Below are 21511 nucleotides of genomic sequence, written 5' to 3'. Positions count from 1 at the left end.
GCGAGGGGGAAAGGGAGCCGATTTTCGTGCTTTTCAAAACCTGAGTTCGACTCGTTATCTCAAGTCGGTGCATCTCCCAAAACGCCTCGGTCAGTACCCTCTCCTTTTCGGAGAGGGGCTCTTGAAATCTCGTATTCGGCTCGGTATCTCAGGTCGGTGCAACTCGCCAAAACACCTCAATCAGTCCCCTCTCCCCCCGGGAGAGGGCTAGGGTGAGGGGCTCTTTTCAGCCTCACACCAGATGCAACGCCGTGAGCAGCATGTCGATCGCCTTGATCCCCACGAACGGCACCAGAATCCCGCCCACGCCATAAATCAGCAGATTGCGTCGCAGCAACGCCGCCGCACTCGCCGCTTGTACACGCACACCGCGCAGGGCCAACGGAATCAGCACCACGATGATCAACGCGTTGAACACAATGGCCGACAGAATCGCGCTCTGCGGACTGGTCAAATGCATGATGTTCAGCACGCCCAATTGCGGGTAGATCGAGGCGAACAACGCCGGCAGAATCGCGAAATACTTGGCGATGTCGTTGGCGATGGAAAAGGTCGTCAGCGCACCACGGGTCACCAGCAATTCCTTGCCGATCTGCACCACGTCCAGCAGCTTGGTCGGGTCGCTGTCGAGGTCGACCATGTTCGCCGCTTCGCGGGCAGCTTGCGTGCCGTCGTTCATCGCCATACCGACGTCGGCCTGAGCCAGCGCCGGGGCGTCGTTGGCGCCGTCGCCGCACATCGCGACCAGACGACCGTCGTTCTGCTCAAGACGAATGCGCGCGAGTTTCTTCTCCGGGGTAGCTTCGGCGAGGACGTCATCGACGCCCGCTTCAGCCGCAATCGCAGCAGCGGTCAGCGGGTTGTCGCCGGTGACCATCACTGTGCGAATCCCCAGTTTGCGCAGCTCGGCAAAACGCTCGCGGATGCCCGGCTTGACCACGTCCTTGAGGTGGATAGCGCCGAGCAATTTACCGTCGGCGCAGACCAGCAACGGCGTGCCGCCGCTCTGGGCGATTTTGTCGATTTCCCGCGACAGCGCCGGGGCCAGATCGGCGCGTTGTTGACCGATGAAACTCAGCAGCGAATCCACCGCGCCTTTACGGTAAACACGGCCCTGATAGTCGACACCGGACAAACGGGTCTCAGCGCTGAACGGCACGGCGGTCAGGGTTTCCGGTGAAGGCTCTGGTTGCGGATGCAGACCGCGCAGATACTCGACAATGGATTTGCCTTCGGCGGTTTCGTCCGCCAGCGAGGCGAACAATGCGCCCTCGGCCAAATCACGACCCGTCACGCCCGGCGCGGCATACACCGCGCTGCAACGACGGTTGCCGAAGGTGATGGTGCCGGTCTTGTCGAGCAACAGCACATGCACGTCGCCCGCTGCTTCCACCGCACGACCGGATTTGGCGATCACGTTCAGACGCACCAGACGATCCATCCCGGCGATACCGATCGCCGACAGCAGACCGCCGATGGTGGTCGGAATCAGCGTCACCAACAGCGCCACCAAAAACACCAGCGGCAGGCTGCCGTTGGCGAAGCGGGCGAACGGTTGCAGGGTCACGACCACCAGCAGAAAGATCAGGGTCAGACCGATCAGCAGGATATCCAGCGCGACCTCGTTCGGGGTCTTCTGGCGTTTGGCGCCTTCGACGAGAGCGATCATGCGGTCGAGGGTCGATTCGCCCGGGTTGGCGGTGATCTGCACCAGCAGCCAGTCGGAGACCAATCGGGTGTTGCCAGTGACGGCCGAGCGGTCGCCGCCGGATTCTCGAATCACCGGCGCCGATTCACCAGTAATCGCCGCTTCGTTGACCGCGGCAATGCCTTCGATGACTTCGCCGTCACCGGGGATCATCTCCCCCGCTTCGACACGGACCACATCGCCCTTGCGCAAACTGGTAGCCGGTACGACCTGAAAGCTGCCGTTAGCCTGTTTACGTCGAGCGCTGAGGCCTTCGCTGCCAGCCTTGAGGCTGTCGGCGCGGGCCTTGCCGCGACCTTCGGCCAAGGCTTCGGCGAAGTTGGCGAACAGCACGGTGAACCACAGCCACAGGGCGATTTGCGCGGCGACGAACGTCGGCACATCAGCGTCTGGAATGAAGCACAGCACGGTGGTGAAAATCGCGGTCAGTTCGACCACCAGCATCACTGGCGAACGCTTTAGTTGCCGTGGGTCGAGCTTGACGAAAGCTTGCACCAGCGCCGGGCGCCAAAGTGCACTGATTGCGGTTTTCGCCTGTTCCGGCGCCTTGGCGGCAGCCGGTTTGATGGCGGGCATATTCATCATGGACTCCTTAGAAGCCTAGGCTCAGATGTTCAGCGATTGGACCCAACGCCAAGGTCGGCAGAAAGGTCAGGCCGCCCACCAGCAAAATGGTCACGGTCAACAGGGTCACGAACAGCGGGCCATGGGTCGGGAAGCTGTTCTGGCCGATCGGTGCGGTTTTCTTCATCGCCAGGCTGCCGGCCAACGCCAGAACCGGGAGGATGTAGCCGAAGCGACCGATCAACATGCCCAGGCCGAGCATCAGGTTGTGGAACGGCGTGTTCGCGCCCAAGCCAGCGAACGCCGAACCGTTGTTGGCGCTAGCCGAGGTATAGGCGTAGAGCAACTGGCTGAACCCGTGCGGGCCGGGGTTGCTGATGCTCGCCGCAGGACCCGGCAGGGTGGCGGCAATCGCGCCGAGTACCAGCACGCCAACCGGCATCACCAGCAGCGTAACCACGAGCAGTTGCACTTCGCGCGCCTGGAGTTTTTTGCCGAGGTATTCCGGCGTGCGGCCAATCATCAGACCGGCGAGGAACACCGCGATCAACACGTTGAGCAACATGCCGTAGAGCCCGGCACCGACGCCGCCGAAGATCACTTCGCCGACCATCATGTTGACCAACGCAACCATGCCGCTCAGCGGATTGAGGCTGTCGTGCATGCCGTTGACTGAGCCGTTCGACGCTGCCGTGGTGGTCACCGACCACAGCACAGTCGCGGTGGTGCCGAAGCGCGCTTCCTTGCCTTCCAGCGGTGCGGTCTGTTCGACGGCAGCGTTGTTCAGGGTCGGATTCGGCTGATATTCAGCCCACAACGAAGTCGCGCCGCCGATCAGGAACAGCGCCAGCATGCAGGCGATGATCGCGCGGCTCTGACGCAGGTCCTTCACGTAATGGCCGAACATGAACACCAGCGCCGCCGGGATCAGGATGATCGAGGCGACTTCGAACAGGTTGCTCCACGCGGTCGGGTTCTCGAATGGGTGCGCCGAGTTGACGCCGAAGAAGCCACCACCGTTGGTGCCCAGTTGCTTGATCGCAATCTGACTGGCGGCCGGGCCCAGCGGGATCACTTGATCAACGCCCTGCATCGTCACCGCATTGACGTATTGCGCGAAGGTTTGCGGCACGCCCTGCCAGACCAGATACAGTGCCAGCAACAGGCACAGCGGCAGCAGGCCGTAGAGGGTGGCGCGGGTCATGTCGACCCAGAAGTTGCCCAGCGTCTTGCTCGACTTGCGCCCGATGCCACGGCACAACGCGACCAGCACGGCGAGACCAGTGGCGGCGCTGACGAAGTTTTGCACGGTGAGGCCGACCATCTGGCTCAGGTAGCTGAGCGTCGCTTCACCACTGTAGGACTGCCAGTTGGTGTTGGTCATGAAACTGACCGCGGTGTTGAACGCCTGCGTCCACTCCTGGCCCGGCAGATTCTGCGGGTTCAGCGGCAGGTGATCCTGGAACAACAGAATCGCGAACAGCAGCAGGAAACCGGCAAGGTTGAAGGCCAGCAGCGCCAGCGTGTATTTCTGCCAGCTCTGTTCGTCCTGCGGATTGACCCCGGCCACGCGAAAACAACCGCGCTCGACCGGGCCGAGAATCGGCGTCAACCAGGTGCGCTGACCTTCCATCACTTTGTAGTAGAAGCGCCCGAGGAACGGCGCCGGCAGCAAGACCACCGCAAAGAACGCGAGGATCAGCCAATAGTCATAACTGTGCATAGCCGCTCCTAGTTCCGATCCGCGCGCAACAGCGCAACCAACAGATAAATGAACAGCCCCACTGCCAATAGCAGTGACACCCCGTCCAGAACGCTCATGGAAGATCTCCGTGTTACGGCGTATTGCCGCGTGTGCAGTGATTGTCGGGAAGGAAGCTGTAAAGGAACGAGAGCGAGGGTGCGCGCGGGGCATAAAGAAAGCGTAAAGAGTGGGTTTATGCGTTCGTTACAGCTGAGTTTTGCGGCGTCTGGACTGGCCCGCTCGCGGGCAAGCCCGGCTCCCACAGGTTCAGCGTCAGGACGCAATTGTGTGATCAACTCAAATCCCTGTGGGAGCGGGCTTGCCCGCGATGGCGGCATTACAGACTCCATCGCACCCGGCTGGAGCACAAAAATGCCGACATCCACCGCTGAACATTCCCGATACGACAGCTTTCAGCCCATTACGACCCGCCAATACAAAATGGCACGCCCACTGCACACGCCCTCCCCGAGCTTTCCAAACCGTTCAGGGAGCAAACGCATGAACACACAACTCAAACCCACGCTGGGCACGTTGCACCTGTGGGGTATCGCCGTGGGACTGGTTATTTCCGGGGAATATTTCGGCTGGAGTTACGGCTGGGGTGTGGCCGGGACGCTGGGGTTTCTGGTGACCTCATTCATGGTAGCCACCATGTACACCTGTTTCATCTTCAGCTTCACCGAACTGACCACGGCAATTCCCCACGCTGGCGGGCCGTTTGCCTACAGCCGCCGGGCCTTCGGTGAGAAAGGAGGATTGATCGCCGGGTTGGCAACGCTGATCGAATTCGTCTTCGCACCACCCGCGATTGCGCTGGCCATCGGTGCTTACCTCAACGTGCAGTTTCCGGCGCTCGATCCGAAACATGCAGCCGTCGGCGCCTACATTGTGTTCATGGGCTTGAATATCCTCGGGGTGAAACTGGCGGCGACCTTCGAGCTGATCGTCTGCGTGCTCGCCGTCGCCGAATTGCTGGTGTTCATGGGCGTGGTCGCTCCGGCGTTCAGCTTCAGCAACTTCGCTCTTAATGGCTGGGCCGGTTCAGATGTGTTCGGCGCCCCGGCGATTGCCGGGATGTTCGCAGCAATCCCCTTCGCGATCTGGTTCTTCCTGGCCATCGAAGGCGCGGCCATGGCGGCCGAAGAAGCCAAGGATCCGAAACGCACGATTCCCAAGGCGTACATCAGCGGCATTTTAACTCTGGTGGTGCTGGCGACGGGCGTGATGTTCTTTGCCGGCGGCGTTGGTGACTGGCGCACACTGGCGAACATCAACGATCCGCTGCCGCAAGCCATGAAAACCGTGGTCGGCGAAAACTCCGGCTGGCTGCACATGCTGGTATGGATCGGCCTGTTCGGACTGGTGGCGAGTTTCCACGGGATCATCCTGGGTTACTCGCGACAGTTTTTCGCCCTCGCTCGCGCCGGTTACCTGCCCAGTTCGCTGGCGAAACTGTCGCGCTTCCAGACGCCACACCGAGCGATCATTGCCGGCGGCATCATCGGCATCGCGGCTATTTATAGCGACGGCCTGATCAACCTCGGCGGCATGACCCTCACCGCTGCGATGATCACCATGGCCGTGTTCGGCGCGATCGTGATGTACATCATGAGCATGCTCAGCCTTTTTAAACTGCGTAAATCCGAACCGAATCTGGAACGTACTTTCCGCGCGCCGTGCTATCCGTTGGTTCCGATGATTGCACTGGTATTGGCAGTGGTTTGCTTGGTGGCGATGGCGTGGTTCAACACGCTGATCGGGCTGGTTTTCCTTGGCTTCATGGCGGTAGGGTTTGGTTACTTCTTGATGACCGGACAACTGCGCGCTGATGCCCCAGCGGATGCGATGTTGACTGGCCGTTGAGGATTTCGAGTGCAGCAGGCATAACGGGCCTAGAATGGAACCACTGCGAGTTCACTTCGCTCAAAAGTTGTATGCAGCGGTTCACGGCGAAATCCTCGCCCACCGATCTGCCTTTAAGGAGAGCCGTTATGCCTTGGTATGCCTGGTTGATTCTGGTCGTTGCAATCGGCTCGATCGTGGGCGGGTTGATGATGTTGCGAGACACCGCCAACAAGGTCGAACTGACCGATGAAGAACGCAAGCGCGTTGCGCAACGCAACGCGGAAATGGACGCGAAAGAAGCGCAAGACCGCTAAAGAAAAACCCCCGCCAAATTGGCGGGGTTTGTTTTTCAGACCCGTAACTGACCTTCTGCGTGTTTTTTAGAAGTAGAAGTACAGTCACCATTCAATTTTCCATGGTTATTATGGGGGTATTGTTGCGGAGAGCTCCAAATGCGTTATTCGCAGGACCATAAAGCCCAGACACATCAACGGATAATCAAGGAAGCCTCGGCACGATTCCGCAAGGATGGAATCGGCGCGACTGGCCTTCAGCCGTTGATGAAGGCTCTAGGCCTGACCCATGGCGGTTTCTATTCACACTTCAAGTCCAAGGACGAGTTGGTCGAAAAGGCATTGCAAGAGGCTAGCGACCAGGTTGATGGGCTATGCGCTGAAATCTTTTCGCAAGAACATCCGCTACAAGTGTTTATCGACACTTACCTGTCCGAATGGCATCAGACATCTCCACATGAAGGCTGCCCCCTCCTGACCATCTCTTCGGAACTGGGATTGCGCGGACAACCCAGTCCAACCAGCGACGCCGTGCTCAACGCGCGACTGGATCAGATCGAAAACACCCTCGAAAGTGACGATGGCGCCGACCGGGCCATCGTCATCATGTCGACCCTGGTTGGCGCGCTACTGCTGTCACGCAGTGTTGCGGATGCCGAGTTGGCTCAACGCATCCTCGATGTCACCCGCGAGCACCTCAAACAATCCAAAGACTAAGCCTGCCAACGCTTGAACAGCACGCTGGCATTCACACCGCCAAAGCCGAACCCATTGGATAACGCATATTCGATCGGCATCGGCCGGGCCTGGCCATGCACGATGTCCACGCCTTCGCTGGCGGGATCCGGATTTTCAAAGTTGAGCGTCGGCGGCACCACCTGATCGCGAATCGCCAACAACGTGAAGATCGCCTCGAGTCCGCCGGCAGCACCGAGCAAGTGGCCGGTGGCGGATTTGGTCGAGGTCACGGCGATTTTATTCTGCACGCCGAACAGCGCCTTGATGGCCGCCAGTTCGCCTAGGTCGCCAACCGGCGTGGACGTCGCGTGAGCATTCAGATGCTGGACCTGATCCGGCGTGATACCGCCCTGAGCCAGGGCCAGCGCCATTGCCCGCCGTGCACCACTGCCGTCCTCCGGCCCGGCGGTCAAGTGATAGGCATCGGCAGTGGTGCCGTAACCGACCAGTTCCGCCAATGGTTTCGCACCACGAGCCAAGGCATGCTCAAGCGACTCGATCACCAACAGGCCAGCACCCTCGCCCATCACAAAACCATCACGGCCACTGTCGAATGGACGCGAAGCTCGCTGCGGTGTGTCGTTGTAACCACTGGACAACGCCCGTGCTGCGGCGAACCCGGCAAGGCTGACTCGATCGATTGAAGCTTCCGCCCCGCCGCACACTGCAATGTCGGCTTCGCCGGATCGGATCAACCGCGCGGCATCACCAATCGCCTGAACGCCGGCGGCGCAGGCAGTCACTGGCGCGCCCAACGGGCCTTTGAGGTGATGCTGAATCGACACGTGCCCGGCTGCCAGATTGACCAGAAACGACGGAATGGTGAATGGCGATAAACGACGCGGGCCACGGCTATCAGTCGTACGCACCGCGTCGGCTATGGCACCGAATCCGCCGACACCGGAACCGATGATTGTCGCGGTGCGCTCCTGATCAGCAGCATTCTCCGGATGCCAATCAGCCTGCTCCAACGCCTGCCGAGCAGCCTCCATGGCAAACATGATAAAGCGGTCCATCTTCTTCTGTTCTTTCGGCGCGATGGCGCGATCCGGGTCGAAACCGGCCTCGGCGTCCTCTTCCAGGGTCGGCACTCTGCCGCCAACACTGGTGGGCAAGTCAGCGACCACTGCTTCAGGCAAAGTGCGTAACCCCGACCGCCCTTGCAGCAAACGCTGCCAAACAACTTCGACACCACTGCCCAAGGGTGAAACCAGGCCCATGCCCGTGACAACTATTCGACGCTGATCCATACCGCGCGTACCTCTAACTGATTCAGAAGAACTTACTTGTAACGACTGGCTGCCGAACTGCGTGACAGGTTCGGCGCCATCACCAACCGCGCAGCCACAAAGGCTTGCCACTCACCCGCATCCGGCAGCGACGGGATGGTAATGAGCTCGCCCTGATCCAGACCTGCCAGCGCGGCATCGACCATCTCGCCAGCTTCCATGACCATTTCGGCCGGGATGCCACTGGCGTCAATACCGGAACGCTCCCAGATTTCCGTGCGGGTAACACCGGGCAGCACCGCCTGGACCTTGACACCTGTACCGTCGAGTTCGGCATTCAGCGATTGAGTCAGGCTCAGCACATAGGCCTTGCTGGCGCTGTAAGTGGCGTTGAAACGCTCAGGAACCAGAGCCACCACCGAGGCGATGTTGATAATTGTGCCGCGACCCGCCTTGGCAAAACTCGCCGCCGCGGCCGATGCCAGACGAGTGACCGTGGTGACGTTGAGCTGGATCAGACGCTCCAGGTTATCGAGATCTGCGTTGGCCAACAGACCGTCAGCCGCAACGCCGGCGTTGTTGACCAGCAGGCTAATACTGGAATCACTGCGCAGGCGCTGCTCCAGTTTGAGCACGTCATCCTTTTGCGTCAGGTCCGCCTTGAGCACCTCGACCTGAACACCATGGACGTCACGCAACTTGCTCGCAGCACTTTCCAGACGCTCTTGGTCACGGGCGACCAACAACAAATCGAAACCACGCGCTGCCAACCTCTCAGCGTAAATCGCACCGATACCGGACGATGCGCCAGTGATGAGCGCTGTACCTTGAGACGCAACAGAATTCATGACAGTACTCCTGGAATGCTTGAGGGATCGCCCTCTGGATCTCATCGATGCAGAGCGCTCGGGAATTATTATAGGCATAATCCCAAGGCAATATGATAGCCGTAATTTTTAGCTGACCGACGAGCGTTCTGTCGGGCTCCCCAGCTAAACTCGTTCGCAGAAAAACAAAAAGGCCGGTCAATGACCGGCCCCTTGGCGTTGAACAATCAGCTTAGTTCACTTCCAGCTTGTCGCGATTGCGATCCAGGATCGCCTTGCCGATACCTTTAACTTCCAGCAACTCGTCAATCGATGCGAACGGCCCGTTTGTTTCACGATACGCAACAATCGCCTTGGCCTTAGCCTCGCCTACACCCGATAGTTCTTTCTGCAGCGTTGCCGCATCGGCGCCGTTGAGATCCACTTTTGCGCTTTGCGAAGAGGCAGAAGCGTCGACCACGATCGGCACTTCTGGCGGCACAGGTGGCGAAACAGGCGCCGCGATTGCGGCAATCGAGGCGCTGGTGAGCAGAGCAAACATCAGGGAATAGAAATAACCGGTACGCATTAGTGACGCTCCATCATCATTTGAGAAAGCAGCTTTTCCGAAGCTGCTCTTCAAAAGTAGGCCATGACGGGCACAAGTCAAAAATGCGTGCGTTACAGAATGTGAAACAATCAGGGTTCGAGACGGCGTTGCTGGTAGATCCAGTCGACGATTTCCCCGTCGGGGGTGTAGCCGGAGACGGTTTCGCGCAGGAGTTGACGGACTCGGGAATAGTCATCCGCTTCAACCGCCGCGAGCAACGCTGCGAGCCGGGATTTCAAAACCTCCCAAGGCAAGTGGTCCTCGTTAGCAGTCATGATCATCGGGTGCGGTGTCGCGGCAACGTTGTCGCCGATCAACAACTCTTCATAGAGCTTCTCGCCGGGACGCAAGCCGGTGAACTCAATGGAAATATCGCCTTGTGGATTACGCTCGGAGCGGATGCTGAGACCGGACAGGTGGATCATTTTCTCCGCCAGTTCGACAATTTTCACCGGCTCGCCCATATCCAGCACGAACACATCCCCGCCCTGTCCCATTGAGCCTGCCTGGATAACGAGTTGCGCAGCTTCGGGGATCGTCATGAAATAACGGGTAATTTTGGGATGGGTGACCGTTAGCGGGCCCCCGGTTTTGATCTGGCTGTGAAACAGTGGGATCACCGAGCCGGAGGAGCCCAAGACATTGCCGAAACGAACCATTGTGAAGCGAGTTTTGTTGACTCGGGACACATTCGCCTTGTCGCCGAATAAAACCGGGGCGACTTCACGACTCAATGCTTGCAGCGTCAGTTCAGCGAGTCGCTTGGTACTCCCCATGACATTCGTTGGCCGAACGGCCTTGTCGGTGGAGATCAATACAAAGTTAGCGACACCGGCCTGCAATGCAGCCTGAGCAGTATTCAGCGTCCCAATGACATTATTCAAAACACCTTCAGCGATATTGTGCTCAACCATCGGCACATGCTTATACGCAGCTGCATGGTAAACAGTATCGACACGCCAGGTTTTCATCACATCCAGTAGCTTGTCCTGATGCCGAATCGACCCAAGTATTGGCAGTAACCTAACCGGTGCCGACTCTCTGCAGCCGCGCGCCTCTAGTTCAGAAAGAATACTGTAAAGGTTGAACTCGCTATGTTCGAAGAGCAAAAGAGTTGTGGGACCGAATGCAAAAATCTGTCGACACAACTCAGAACCAATCGATCCACCTGCTCCGGTCACCATCACGGTCTTGTTTTTAATGCACCGTTCGAGCAGATCGGACTGCGCGGGTACAGAATCCCTGCCCAGTAAGTCAGCTATGTCAACTTCCTGAATATCTTCGACCTTGACTCGTCCGCTAGCCAGATCGGTAAAATTCGGAACGCTGCGTACATGAAGAGGAAAGCCTTCCAGCAGATTGAGGATTTCCCGACGCCTTGCTCGGGTAGAGGATGGCAACGCCAGAAGGATCTCCTGCGCCCCGGTCACATCAATCATTTGTTGTATGTGTTTGGGCTTGTAAACCTGCAGCCCTGAAATCGAACGGTCGGAAATGCCGGAATCGTCATCGATGAATGCTACTGGACGCAGCACTCTCCCCATGCGAAGTGCGGCGACCAGTTGATTACCGGCGACACCTGCACCGTAAATTGCAACTTTGGTCAGCCCATCGTCTCGACTGGTAAAAGGAACGTGCTGTGCTGCTGTGAACCAGTCGCCCATGAAATACTGCCGCAAGCATAGGCGCAGTCCGCCAATGATGACCATGCTCAACCACCAATAGTTGAAGATGATCGACCGCGGAACAACAGACTCATGATTGCTGTACCAGAAAACCACCACAGCCAGTAACAATGAAGAAAGACTGACCGCCTTGACGATAACTATCAGTGCGTCGTTGCCAAAGTAGCGCATGACAGCGCGATACATGCCTAGGCGAATGAAGAAGGGAATTGCGATCACAGGAGCACTTGCAAAAAGCCAGATATGCGCTTTGATCGGGTTGTACATGTCATCAATGCCCAAACGCACAATGAAGGACAGCCACAAAGCGAGCCATACCAGTACAACGTCTGTCACTACTTGTAACAAACGCTTTTGTTTGCGAGGCAAACCAAGCAAGAGCATCCGCACTTTATCCATTCGCAAGTCAGAGCACGCGGCTCCCTCCTTCAGCATTCGAGGTCGGGCATTGTACCCCCAATGCTTGGATTTTCAGCGCATTACTTGGTCCGCATTGCGCCGTAAGCCAGTGGAAACGACGGTGCCTCCCGATCAGCACGAGCAATTTGGCCGAAGCATGGCTACAATCCGCATACCGAAAATGCAAGACGCTCTTGAATTTGCGGGGCGATGATAAGCCCCTTGCTGCCGATAAGCTCCAGCGAGACATGCGATGGATCAGAAAAAGTAGGGGACACAGATTTTGCCCTAGCTCGCTCAGGCCTCTACTTCAGCAATTATCATTTTCCTATTTTCAGTGTTCAACGAGAAATCATGTCCGAAAATCTTGTAGCCAATATCCCAGCCGTCGACGCCGAGCGCCGCAGCATCATAAAAAACCAGACACCTATCGTCATATGGCTAACAGGACTTAGCGGCGCAGGTAAATCATCCATTGCCAACGCTTTAGAACTGGCACTTTGCGATGAAGGGCGTCATACCTATTTGCTGGACGGTGACAATGTCCGGTTGGGCCTATGTCACGACCTCGGATTCAGCGACAAGGACCGCATCGAAAACATACGGCGCATTTCCGAAGTAGCCAAACTGTTTATTGATGCTGGACTAATTGTAATTACCGCATTCATTTCACCTTTCGTGCGGGATCGCGCTCTGGCCAGAGACGTTATCGGAAAAGACAATTTCGTTGAAGTATTTGTCGATACCCCCCTCAATGAGTGTGAACGCAGAGATCCCAAGGGTCTCTACAAAAAAGCTCGCCAGGGACTGATCAAAGATTTCACCGGCATCGACTCTGCTTATGAGGCACCGACAAATCCCCAGATCAGGATTTGCACTCTGGAGGATGATCTGGAAACTGCGGCACGGCGCATCATCGACTTCATCAATAAACAAGCGCGCACATGAATACTCTAGTCATCATCGGTGCGGGTTTTAGTGGAACCGTCGCCGCCATCGAGTTCTTGCACGAGGCACCCAAGGGTGCCCGACTAATCATAATCAACCGCTCCGGCGCCATGGCACGAGGCCTGGCTTACGGCACCAGCAGCTCAAAACATTTGCTGAATGTCCCGGCGGGCAACATGAGCGCTCTTGTAGATGATCCGGACTCATTTCTGCGCGCCTGCCAACGTTCTTCACCTAGTACCACCTCCGGCTCCTTTGTTCCCAGGAAGCAGTATGGCGAGTATCTCGCTTCTCTTCTGGAAGCAACGGAAAAAGAGGCCCAAGGGCGGATCGGTGTCGAACGTATCACTGCAGAGGTCACAGCACTGACGGCGCAGGAGCGGGCTTCGCGAGTGGAACTGTCTTGCGGGAAAACAATCTTTGCCGATCACGTCATTCTGGCTTTCGGCCACTTTCCGCCACGCACACCACCTGCACTTGAAAGCATTCTCGACTCTCCACGCTACATTGCAAACCCATGGAGTGCGTCGATTACGGCTGCGCAGAGCAAAGACGCATCAGTGCTCTTACTGGGAAGCGGCCTTACTGCGCTGGATGTCATTTCCACCCTTGAAAAAGCTTCCGATGGCATTCGAATTCACATGCTGTCGCGACGCGGACTTTTACCTCAGCCTCACCGCGTGAGCAAAAGTACGCTACATGCGCCATTGTCTTTTCAGGATGATTTACTGAGCGGCCCAGCGACAGTCCTGAGTTACTTGCGCACAATCAAAAGGCAAATTGCATCCGGGAAAGCAAGCGGTCTTGATTGGCGGGATGTTATCGCCTCAGTTCGTCCGATCACCTCCCAACTCTGGATGCGTCTCCCGATTGAGGAGCGCAGACGGTTTCTTCGCCATCTGCAACCTTATTGGGATGTTCACCGCCATCGCGTAGCGCCAGAAACTTACGAGCTCTTTGAACAGGCGCTGAATCTCAAACAGATCATCCCGATTGCCGGCCGGATTCATTCAGTTGAAACCTGTGGTGAAAAAACATTGATCATTTACCGTCGCCGCGGAAACGAGAAATTGGAAAAACTGGAATTTGACCGCGTGATCAATTGCACGGGGCCAAACTCCAATCCGCACTTGATCAGCGAGCCACTGATTAGGCAGCTGATTACAGACGGCTTGATTTCTATCGATGAACTGGGCCTCGGGGTACAAGTCGATGACAGTCTGGCAGTCCTCGGCAAAACAGGTATGCCGTCCGAATGGCTGAGCTACGTCGGACCGATGCTCAAGGCTAACTTCTGGGAAGCCACAGCAGTACCCGAGTTGCGTTTGTATGCATCAGCCCTCGCCAGAAGAATAGCCAGGAAATTCAGCGCCATTTGATGATGCAGGGGCCAGTTGCCGGGTGCATACAGAACGTCTACTCAGCACGCGGCGCCCCTGTTTTGAACGGTTTGAGCGGAAGTCACGGCTCTAATGCAATCGAAAAAACCTCTTCAGGACCTGATCAGATAATGAAGTCTGTACTTGTACTCGGCGATTCGCACGCTTTGGTTTTCAGTTCAGAGCAGATGAAGGCTTTGTTTCCCGAGCAGACATTTGAAGTGATTTCAGTGGGCGGTGCCACTGTGTCGGGATTACAGAACCCGAATTCCGCTACCCAAGCGATGCCGCAGTATCTGGCGGCGCTGCAATCGACTGCGGCTAAAACGGTAATCGTGATGTTGGGAGAAGTCGATACAGGTTTTGTGATCTGGTACCGCGCACAAAAGTACGGGAGCTCCGTGGAGCAGATGCTTGAGCGGGCCGTCGACAATTACCAAAAGTTCCTGATGAGGATCGCGCAATCATTCCATGTGATCTGTATCAGCACTCCGCTTCCGACCATTCGAGATGACATGCAGTGGGGCGATGTCGCCAACTTGCGAAAAGAGGTAACAACGTCTCTGCGCGAGAGAACTCGATTGACCATAAAATTCAATACACTAATGGAATCGTTCTGCAATCGTCAAGCGATAAGCCATCTGAATCTGGATAAAACTTCCGTCGACGAGATGGGCCGACTCAAAGAAATCTTGCGCAACCCTGATCCTAATGATCATCACTATGAACCAACAGCCCACGCAATGATGATAGCGCCACTTTTGAAACCGTTGTTAAGGCAACACCACTGCACGGAGCGCGAAAGCTTCGAACAAGTTACCGCGACAGGCGAACGGCATACTGAAAAACGCTCCTTCCTCGGCAAGCTCTGCAGACGTCTTCTACGGCAGAAATGAATAAGCCTCGTTGATCACCCAACGGGGCTTATTCCCAGCAAAAATCAGCGAACTGCGTTCAAGGCAAACTGGCGGACGAAGTCTTCTCCAACCACTCCACAAACCGCTTCAGGCCCTCTTCAAAACTGACGGCCGGCGCCCATCCTAGTACATCCCTCGCTCGTTCGATGCTGAGAACACTAAAAGGCACGTCAAAACCGCGCGCATGTTGGTAATCCCTAATCGCTTTGCGCCCGGTAATCTTCTCGATCGCGTCAAGTACATCATTCAGGCTGTGCCCGCGACCAGAGCCGATATTGAATACGTGCTCCTTCCCGGAAGGCTCGAGAGACGTCAGCAAGGCTTGCACAACATCGGCAACGTGAATGTAGTCACGTACCACCGAACCATCTCCCCAGATCTCGATAGGCTCATTACGCAAGACTTTACCCAGGAATACCGCGACGGCACCTTGGCTCGCGTGCGTACGCTGACCTTCTCCAAATGGGTTCGCCAGTCGCAAAACCGTGTAATCAAGGCCGTGGAGACGATGAAAAAGTGCCAGGTACTTCTCGATCGCCAATTTTGCAATCCCATAGGAGCAAACAGGCTCCGTGGGATGTGTCTCTGGAATGGGTAACTCGACTGGATCGCCATAGACGGTGCCACCCGACGACACGAAAATTACCTTCTTGATACCCGCCTCGACCGCTAATGTCAGCAAGCGGATCGTACCGACCAGATTGCTTTCGACGTCGAAAATCGGATCCGCGTTCGACGACTTGGGCAGAGTTGTAGATACGAGATGAAAGCAAAAATCGCAACCTTGCAAAGCCTCGCTTATATCGGCCTCGCTCGTGAAATCACCCTCACACAGTTCGAAATTTGGATTTTCTACGTGAGAGGCTCCAAGCGCGACTACGTTTGGTCGATCAAAACAACGCACGACATGCCCCTGATCGAGCAATGCATCGATCAGGGGAGTACCGACGAAGCCTCGCCCGCCCAATACCAGCGAACGTGTCGCTCTGACGGTTGAGGTGTTCTCGGTTTTTTTCAAGGTTAGCCTCCAATGCTCAACAGCCTGTGTCACCAGAGTCTCATGCAGTGACTGCATCACCGCGCAAGCCTGCATTCACAGAGCGTTGCGAATATAAAATGTATCAGTCACGGGCGAAGCGGTACAAAGCGAGTCGATAAAATACATTAACTCATTCATGACGCTTCGGATCTTACCCTACAACGTGTGCTGCATCTGAGCCGATCTACCGCCGCCAACATGCCTGCGGCGGTAGACGCAAGAGCGCTCAACCAGCCTGATCGCCTCGACTGGCCTTGATGTCGCGCTCGAACAGACGAACGTACTGCGCTGCCACGGCATCGATTCGATAGCGACTGGAAACCTCTTTGACCAATCCTAGCGCTGAGCTATACCGTTCGTTATCAGTCGCAAAACCGGCAATTACTTTCGCCGCCTGTTCAACTGGCACTTCCCAGTCTTCTAGTACAATCACATCCCCGGCAATTTTCTCATCTATCGTCAACATGTTTCTGATATCACCGACATCGGAAGCGATATACGGTTTACCGCCAAAAAGGCAGTCCACGATTGTCAGAGGGAAGCTCTCGGACTTGAACTTGGTCAGCATGATGCCCATGTCGGCAGCCGCATAGTGGCCGACCGAGTTGTCACTGAAACCCGCCAAGTAGACGAAATCAGGAACACCTACCCGGCAGTATTCGTCATAGACCGGACCATTACCGACGAGCAGCAAACGTATATCACGACCGGAGAGCTCGCGTGCCAACTCCACGGCTTGAATCGTCTCCTCCCAACCCTTGTCAGGAATCGCACGACTCACGCAGCAGAGTACAAAGGCATCCCGTGGAATACCCAGTTGCTCGCGCTCGATTGCCACTACGTCCTGAGGTTGCAGGCCGTTAGGCACTTTAAGGAAGCGTTCAGAATCTTTGTCATACAACGAAAAATTCTCGAAAGGGACAATGTTCTTGTCGGCAGTGTAAACCCAGGTTGTTACTCCACTATCGGCAGCGCGAAGCTGTTCTTCAGTCACCGCGAATGCATCACCATGCTCGATCATGCCGTGCAGAGACGCTACGTGGGATCCGAGCTCCGAGAACACGTCGGAAAGTTGAGTCGGGTACTTCTGAATGTGCCACTGGTGAGTGTTCATGGCTTCAACGCCAAACTCATGAATGACAGATTTCACTTCGGCCAGATCAGAGGTTTCAACCAAGGGAACGTCTGGGCGAAGCATACGGCGAACACCGTCCTCACGAGCCGTCAGACCGGCGCTTAACAGGAAAACCGAATAGCCTTGACGCTTGAATTCGTTCGCCAGTCGAATCGGCAGGATTTCTGCCCCACCTGGGTAGAAACCAATCGTAGAAACCATGATGTTCGGCGACCGATTGGCGCGCGCTTCAAAGATGGCATCGCGGCCGTACCACACTTGAAACTCTTCACGTGAGTTACCGACGTTATGATTGTAAAGCCGTTCACTGCTTTCTTCACAAAGCTCAAGTACTGAAATCGGCACATTATAGAGTGCCTGAACTGTCCGGCTTGCCATGCCGAGTTCGTTATAGAAGACTTCTCTCTTGTACGTCGTTTGTGCAGTACTGCCCACGTACCGGCGGAAGAAATTCGTGCCTTCGATCGAATAGGCGATTTTGCCGCCACGAATCAGGTGCAGGTAGAAAACCCAATCGCCCGCCACACGCATGGAAAGCCACGATTCGTCCTCAAGCAACGGCATATCTACCGGACGCTTGAAGACAACGCCACTCGCGTTAGGAATAGTATTTTTAATTCCCAGCGCAGTACGTACTTCATTGTGTGCCGTCTCGACGTAAGAGTTCCGCCACTTTTCGGCGCAATCCAAATCGCTCACGTATATATGGAATTCGTCATCCATGACGACTTCATCGCTGGTAACAAACTCACAACGAGCATAAGCCAGCATCACTGCTTCATCATCAAAGCAACGAACCAGGGCTGTCAGGAAATTTTCGTCGCAGTAGTCGTCACTTTCGGCAACCCAAACAAGATCTCCGGTCGCCGCTTTGATACCTTTCGCCCACTGCCGAAATACGCCACCGGAATTGGTCTCATTGAACAGTTTGATCGTTACGTCGGGAAACTTTTCGGCGTACTCACTTAATACCGCACGACTTTGGTCCGTCGAACAATCGTCCATCAAAATTACTTCAATATTGCGGTACGTCTGGCCATAAATACTATCCAAGCGCCGACGCAAAAAGCGCTCATGATTGAAATTCGGCACAATGACTGAAACTTTTGGCATCAGTTGATTCGAATCAATATTCAATAAAGCGCAGCTTGTTTCGTTCAAACGACCGAAACCGGCGACCTTGTCTGGCTCAAGAAACAGGCCATTACTCCAGTCGTTCCAAGCGTTCACGAATACCAGTTGCCGATCCTCGGAGTGTATGCGCTGGGTACTAAGAATTGCGGCATCCAGCCAACGACGATATTCCGCGGAAGTGAAACGCGTGTACACCAGCGGCAAGTCTGCACTAACCGCAGACTCATCCCTTGCCAGAGTAATCCCGTTAAATACGGGCAACGAATGCGTCTGGGCGGTTTGGATACGCTTGATGCCGTTGGCCACAACCACCGAATACGGAACTGCAGAAACTCCGGATCGGAGACGAGGTTCGAACGCACCAGTTTCCCCCGGGACAGGCTCCACCGGAAGATCCAGCAGGGCGTCACACAAAGACGAGAGTTTATCGCTTCGTACAAAGTCACACGTTTGAGCCGACCTGATAATCAGATAAGCATCAATATCAAGCTTGGCGAACTCGTTTTCTAGAAGGGTCAGCGCTCCGACATCGTTCTCACCCGAGCACTGCGCGATGATCACAGGGCGACCATCAATACGCAGATAACGCGGATCGCAAAGCGCTTCCGCCAGACGTACTGGCAACATACCGACGTCTTGGGAAACCATCACACAGAAATTTAAATCGATCTCCTTGTTATCAAGGAAAACATCTACAGGCTGTCGGGCCGCACCTTCCCATGTGAAACAGAAGCCATAGACTCCGTGATTTTTAGCCAACTCGGCCTGTTTACGCAGTACACGGCCATCAAGCGACTCATAAAAACCGAGGTAGTCATTCGGGATCAACTGTGCTCCGCCCTTAGACGATGAGCGAGCATTGCGCAACTTATCCCAGCATGGAGAAATATAAATAGCGATCAGCTTGACAATACTGTTCAAAGCGCCAAACCGGACATCTTCTTGATATCTGAGTGCCGAACTTGGCACCGCTATTCGATGCTCGGAAGCGCCAGCTACCACATAATGCCAAAACGGATTGATATCTGCTGCCTTGATATCTTTGTACATTTCAAGGTAAGAAAGAGTATCAAAATCATCGCACGGATTTTTCCCTTCTCGCCAACCACGCTCACAGTAGTGGCGTAGCGGATCCAGAACCGCCTGCTTCAGTTCCGGGTACATCGCAAAGTAATAACCCGCATCAAACATGCCGGACTTTTGAATGACGTCGACCTGCGCATCAACAATCGATGCAGGAATCGGAGAGAGAATTTGCTGGGAAGCAGTGGCATCAGCCCCAGGCGTAGTCACCGCGTCGGTGCGCGAATGCGAGGCAATCGACCGCCCCTCTAGTTGACCACTTCTAAGGTAGTGAACCAACGGGTTCACACGACCTTGTGCGACGTCCGGATTATCCGAAAGATACTTGGAGGTACTGAAAAAACCAGACGGATCTCGACCTTCTCTCCACCCGTGAAGCATAAAATGCTTGAGCGGATCGACGCCAAGTGCGCGGACATCGTCGTTATTTGCGAGATAGTACTCTTTGTCAAACAAAGGGCTTTCGCGAAGCTGCGCAACAGTGGTCTTGTTGTAGAAATCACGACGATTCCTCAGCACTTCGACAACCTTGCCCAATGAAAGCATATGCCGTACTCGGCGATTCAAACCACCGGCCCTGCGCAACGGCTCAGTAACACGCCACGACCGAGACATCAGGAGTTGATGGAGCTCTTGGCGAACCAAATCAATATCCGCATCTTTTTGCCGAGTGATACGCAATACTTCATTCTTCAGGCTGCCGACTTCACCGTCGCGCTCGACAATGGCGTGCTTCAGATTATTGATCTGGCCATCGCGCTCACCCACGACACTTTGGAGCTGGGAAATTTGTCCATCACGATCGAGCAACGCATGGTTAAGACTTTTAATCGTCTGAGTACAGTCGCTGATCTCGCCTTCACGAGCGTTATCAATATGCGTAAAGCCTCGCAACTGAGCTTCGAGCTCGACAACGGAATATCTCAGGCTGGTGATTTGTACATCCAGCTCGGTGATTGTTTGCGTCAATCCGACGATCTGGCCATCTCGCTCGACCAACGCATGACACAGCTCAGTGATCTTCTCGTCATATTCGACGACACGGGCGTTGGTGAGGCTGCGATTCAACAAATCAGCTTCGAGTTCATCAATTCGACGCTTGAGCTTTCCTATCTCGGTCTCGCGATCAACCACTAGAAGAGATAGATCGTTGATTTGCACACTGCCTTCGCTCATGGAGGCGTTCAGCGACTCCACTTTTGCCTCAAGCGCGCTCGCTGTCTGACTGAGGACTGCAAGTTGCGCCGTGCGTTCGCCAAGGCGCTGATGGCGTCCACGGATAAGCATTATTGCGCGCAATGCCAGCTGTAGCTCATCTTCGGAAAACGATTCTTTGGATTCTGGCAACTGCGTGTCATAACCGAAGACTGAAAAATCTTCGGCGTACAAAGTACGGATCAGGCTAGCGCTACGTTCCGTCAAAAACTCCGGAAGATAGGGAATCAGGCTCTCATTCGCCCGGCGTTCGGCAAAGGGATCAGGGAAGAATTGCCCCAAGTGCTCGGACAGTGCCTGACTCAGCGGCAGAGTCTCTTCAATTTTCACCAGCATGGTGTAATTGATCAGGTCTGGGCGTAACAACGTCACTTGAGGGGTCCAATGCTGATCCCAATAAGTTGGCGCCTCCTGAGTGGCAAGGTGCTCGAGGAAACCTTCGAACGCCAAGGCAATATCTTCGGCACCTTTAAGTGGTCGATGATAAAAATCTCTCTGAAGATAGGGGCCAACCTGCTGCGGTTCCTGCAGGAGCAATTTCGATTGCCAAGCCGAAAATATGCGCTTGTAAGGGTTTCTTACAACAGCAAATCGGAAGTAGGCATCTGATGTCAGCGCCTCTTGCAGTGCGTCTGGGTGCAGGCCGGTAACATGCGGTGCAACTCGGTGCATTTCATGCACGACTTGATCGGGATTACTTTCAGCACTATCGGTGATTTTGTTCAGAGCCTTAGAGCACCCTTCCAATGATGCAAACCACCACTTCAGAGAGGTGCATGCAACTTTTGGAGTACTCACATAGAAAAGCTTGTGCCGCTCCGAACGATAGCCACTCCAGCGGAGATATTCAAATACTGTTTCTTCGTCACCTGGTGGCCAATCACTGATATTTAGCATGTACGTCATAAACCCTATGAATATGCTGCTATGCAGCATCAAACTTCCAAGCCGATTTAAATCAAACAGTCAACAACGCTGTTGTTGACTGTCAGACCTCACATCCAATTGCCTGCGAACAATCACGGCAGGCGCTTACA

15 protein-coding genes are annotated in these 21511 nt (G+C 55.3%); 6 read left to right on the top strand and 9 right to left on the bottom strand.

The window, feature by feature from the left end:
- Positions 1–232: 232 nt before the first annotated feature.
- From kdpB to kdpF, 3 genes are read right to left on the bottom strand one after another with little or no spacing between them, the layout of a single operon-like run.
- Positions 233–2290, bottom strand: coding sequence for a potassium-transporting ATPase subunit KdpB (kdpB, locus tag ACIQVE_RS21020; protein ID WP_402811637.1), 2058 nt, complete (start codon positions 2288–2290; stop codon positions 233–235).
- A 10-nt stretch (positions 2291–2300) separates the two neighbouring features.
- A complete protein-coding gene (kdpA, locus tag ACIQVE_RS21015; protein WP_402811634.1) occupies positions 2301–3995 on the bottom strand; it encodes a potassium-transporting ATPase subunit KdpA in 1695 nt (564 codons plus the stop codon).
- Positions 3996–4003: 8 nt separating this feature from the next.
- A complete protein-coding gene (kdpF, locus tag ACIQVE_RS21010) occupies positions 4004–4093 on the bottom strand; it encodes a K(+)-transporting ATPase subunit F (protein ID WP_007899818.1) in 90 nt (29 codons plus the stop codon).
- Positions 4094–4517: 424 nt separating this feature from the next.
- On the opposite strand from kdpF, the gene eat reads away from it, so the two are divergent.
- From eat to ACIQVE_RS20995, 3 genes are all read left to right on the top strand, one after another.
- Positions 4518–5882, top strand: coding sequence for an ethanolamine permease (gene eat / locus ACIQVE_RS21005; RefSeq protein ID WP_402811630.1), 1365 nt, complete (start codon positions 4518–4520; stop codon positions 5880–5882).
- 128 nt (positions 5883–6010) lie between these two features.
- The gene (locus tag ACIQVE_RS21000; RefSeq protein ID WP_103305695.1) at positions 6011–6178 is read left to right on the top strand and encodes a DUF2897 family protein; all 168 of its coding nucleotides are present in this window, start codon (positions 6011–6013) and stop codon (positions 6176–6178) included.
- A gap of 138 nt (positions 6179–6316) precedes the next feature.
- Positions 6317–6874, top strand: a complete 558-nt coding sequence (locus tag ACIQVE_RS20995) for a TetR/AcrR family transcriptional regulator (RefSeq protein ID WP_402811627.1) — start codon at positions 6317–6319, stop codon at positions 6872–6874.
- On the opposite strand, the gene fabF is transcribed toward ACIQVE_RS20995, so the two are convergent.
- The 4 genes from fabF to ACIQVE_RS20975 form a co-directional block, all read right to left on the bottom strand.
- Positions 6871–8145: a beta-ketoacyl-ACP synthase II gene (gene fabF / locus ACIQVE_RS20990; protein ID WP_402811624.1), complete on the bottom strand. Its 1275-nt coding sequence runs from the start codon at positions 8143–8145 to the stop codon at positions 6871–6873. The two genes, ACIQVE_RS20995 and fabF, sit on opposite strands and share 4 nt — an antisense overlap.
- Positions 8146–8177: 32 nt before the next feature.
- Positions 8178–8972, bottom strand: a complete 795-nt coding sequence (locus ACIQVE_RS20985) for an SDR family NAD(P)-dependent oxidoreductase (RefSeq protein WP_402811621.1) — start codon at positions 8970–8972, stop codon at positions 8178–8180.
- Positions 8973–9183: 211 nt separating this feature from the next.
- On the bottom strand, positions 9184–9519 hold the full coding sequence (locus tag ACIQVE_RS20980) for a ComEA family DNA-binding protein (RefSeq protein ID WP_402811618.1): 336 nt from the start codon (positions 9517–9519) through the stop codon (positions 9184–9186).
- A gap of 110 nt (positions 9520–9629) precedes the next feature.
- Positions 9630–11624 carry a polysaccharide biosynthesis protein gene (locus tag ACIQVE_RS20975; protein WP_402811615.1) on the bottom strand — a complete coding sequence of 665 codons (1995 nt, stop codon included), beginning with the start codon at positions 11622–11624 and terminating at the stop codon, positions 9630–9632.
- A 354-nt stretch (positions 11625–11978) separates the two neighbouring features.
- Here ACIQVE_RS20975 and cysC point away from each other — a divergent pair, with 354 nt between their 5' ends.
- The 3 genes from cysC to ACIQVE_RS20960 all read left to right on the top strand — a co-directional run bounded on the left by cysC (position 11979) and on the right by ACIQVE_RS20960 (position 14847).
- Positions 11979–12572: an adenylyl-sulfate kinase gene (gene cysC, locus ACIQVE_RS20970; protein ID WP_402811613.1), complete on the top strand. Its 594-nt coding sequence runs from the start codon at positions 11979–11981 to the stop codon at positions 12570–12572.
- Complete coding sequence (locus tag ACIQVE_RS20965) at positions 12569–13951, top strand: FAD/NAD(P)-binding protein (protein WP_402811610.1); 1383 nt, start codon at positions 12569–12571, stop codon at positions 13949–13951. The genes cysC and ACIQVE_RS20965 overlap by 4 nt, the downstream gene beginning before the upstream one ends.
- A 131-nt stretch (positions 13952–14082) precedes the next feature.
- Entirely contained in the window at positions 14083–14847 is a 765-nt protein-coding gene (locus ACIQVE_RS20960) for an SGNH/GDSL hydrolase family protein (RefSeq protein WP_402811608.1), read from the top strand.
- Between the two features lie 58 nt (positions 14848–14905).
- Here ACIQVE_RS20960 and ACIQVE_RS20955 read toward each other — a convergent pair whose 3' ends face one another.
- Both ACIQVE_RS20955 and ACIQVE_RS20950 read right to left on the bottom strand, forming a co-directional pair.
- Positions 14906–15886, bottom strand: a complete 981-nt coding sequence (locus tag ACIQVE_RS20955) for an NAD-dependent epimerase/dehydratase family protein (protein WP_402811605.1) — start codon at positions 15884–15886, stop codon at positions 14906–14908.
- A gap of 247 nt (positions 15887–16133) precedes the next feature.
- Positions 16134–21410, bottom strand: a complete 5277-nt coding sequence (locus tag ACIQVE_RS20950; protein WP_402811602.1) for a glycoside hydrolase family 99-like domain-containing protein — start codon at positions 21408–21410, stop codon at positions 16134–16136.
- Positions 21411–21511 lie beyond the last annotated feature (101 nt).

This window comes from Pseudomonas sp. NPDC098747 (genome assembly GCF_044760045.1).
In the GTDB taxonomy this organism is placed as follows: domain Bacteria; phylum Pseudomonadota; class Gammaproteobacteria; order Pseudomonadales; family Pseudomonadaceae; genus Aquipseudomonas.
Note: the sequence above shows the minus strand (reverse complement) of the source record. Positions and strands in the feature narration are given on the sequence as shown.

Bases quoted from the DNA above. Each gene is read 5' to 3' on its own strand.
- kdpB (WP_402811637.1), bottom strand. From the start codon at position 2,290: ATGAATATGCCCGCCATCAAACCGGCTGCCGCCAAGGCGCCGGAACAG.
- kdpA (WP_402811634.1), bottom strand. From the start codon at position 3,995: ATGCACAGTTATGACTATTGGCTGATCCTCGCGTTCTTTGCGGTGGTC.
- kdpF (WP_007899818.1), bottom strand. From the start codon at position 4,093: ATGAGCGTTCTGGACGGGGTGTCACTGCTATTGGCAGTGGGGCTGTTC.
- eat (WP_402811630.1), top strand. From the start codon at position 4,518: ATGAACACACAACTCAAACCCACGCTGGGCACGTTGCACCTGTGGGGT.
- ACIQVE_RS21000 (WP_103305695.1), top strand. From the start codon at position 6,011: ATGCCTTGGTATGCCTGGTTGATTCTGGTCGTTGCAATCGGCTCGATC.
- ACIQVE_RS20995 (WP_402811627.1), top strand. From the start codon at position 6,317: ATGCGTTATTCGCAGGACCATAAAGCCCAGACACATCAACGGATAATC.
- fabF (WP_402811624.1), bottom strand. From the start codon at position 8,145: ATGGATCAGCGTCGAATAGTTGTCACGGGCATGGGCCTGGTTTCACCC.
- ACIQVE_RS20985 (WP_402811621.1), bottom strand. From the start codon at position 8,972: ATGAATTCTGTTGCGTCTCAAGGTACAGCGCTCATCACTGGCGCATCG.
- ACIQVE_RS20980 (WP_402811618.1), bottom strand. From the start codon at position 9,519: ATGCGTACCGGTTATTTCTATTCCCTGATGTTTGCTCTGCTCACCAGC.
- ACIQVE_RS20975 (WP_402811615.1), bottom strand. From the start codon at position 11,624: ATGGATAAAGTGCGGATGCTCTTGCTTGGTTTGCCTCGCAAACAAAAG.
- cysC (WP_402811613.1), top strand. From the start codon at position 11,979: ATGTCCGAAAATCTTGTAGCCAATATCCCAGCCGTCGACGCCGAGCGC.
- ACIQVE_RS20965 (WP_402811610.1), top strand. From the start codon at position 12,569: ATGAATACTCTAGTCATCATCGGTGCGGGTTTTAGTGGAACCGTCGCC.
- ACIQVE_RS20960 (WP_402811608.1), top strand. From the start codon at position 14,083: ATGAAGTCTGTACTTGTACTCGGCGATTCGCACGCTTTGGTTTTCAGT.
- ACIQVE_RS20950 (WP_402811602.1), bottom strand. From the start codon at position 21,410: ATGCTGCATAGCAGCATATTCATAGGGTTTATGACGTACATGCTAAAT.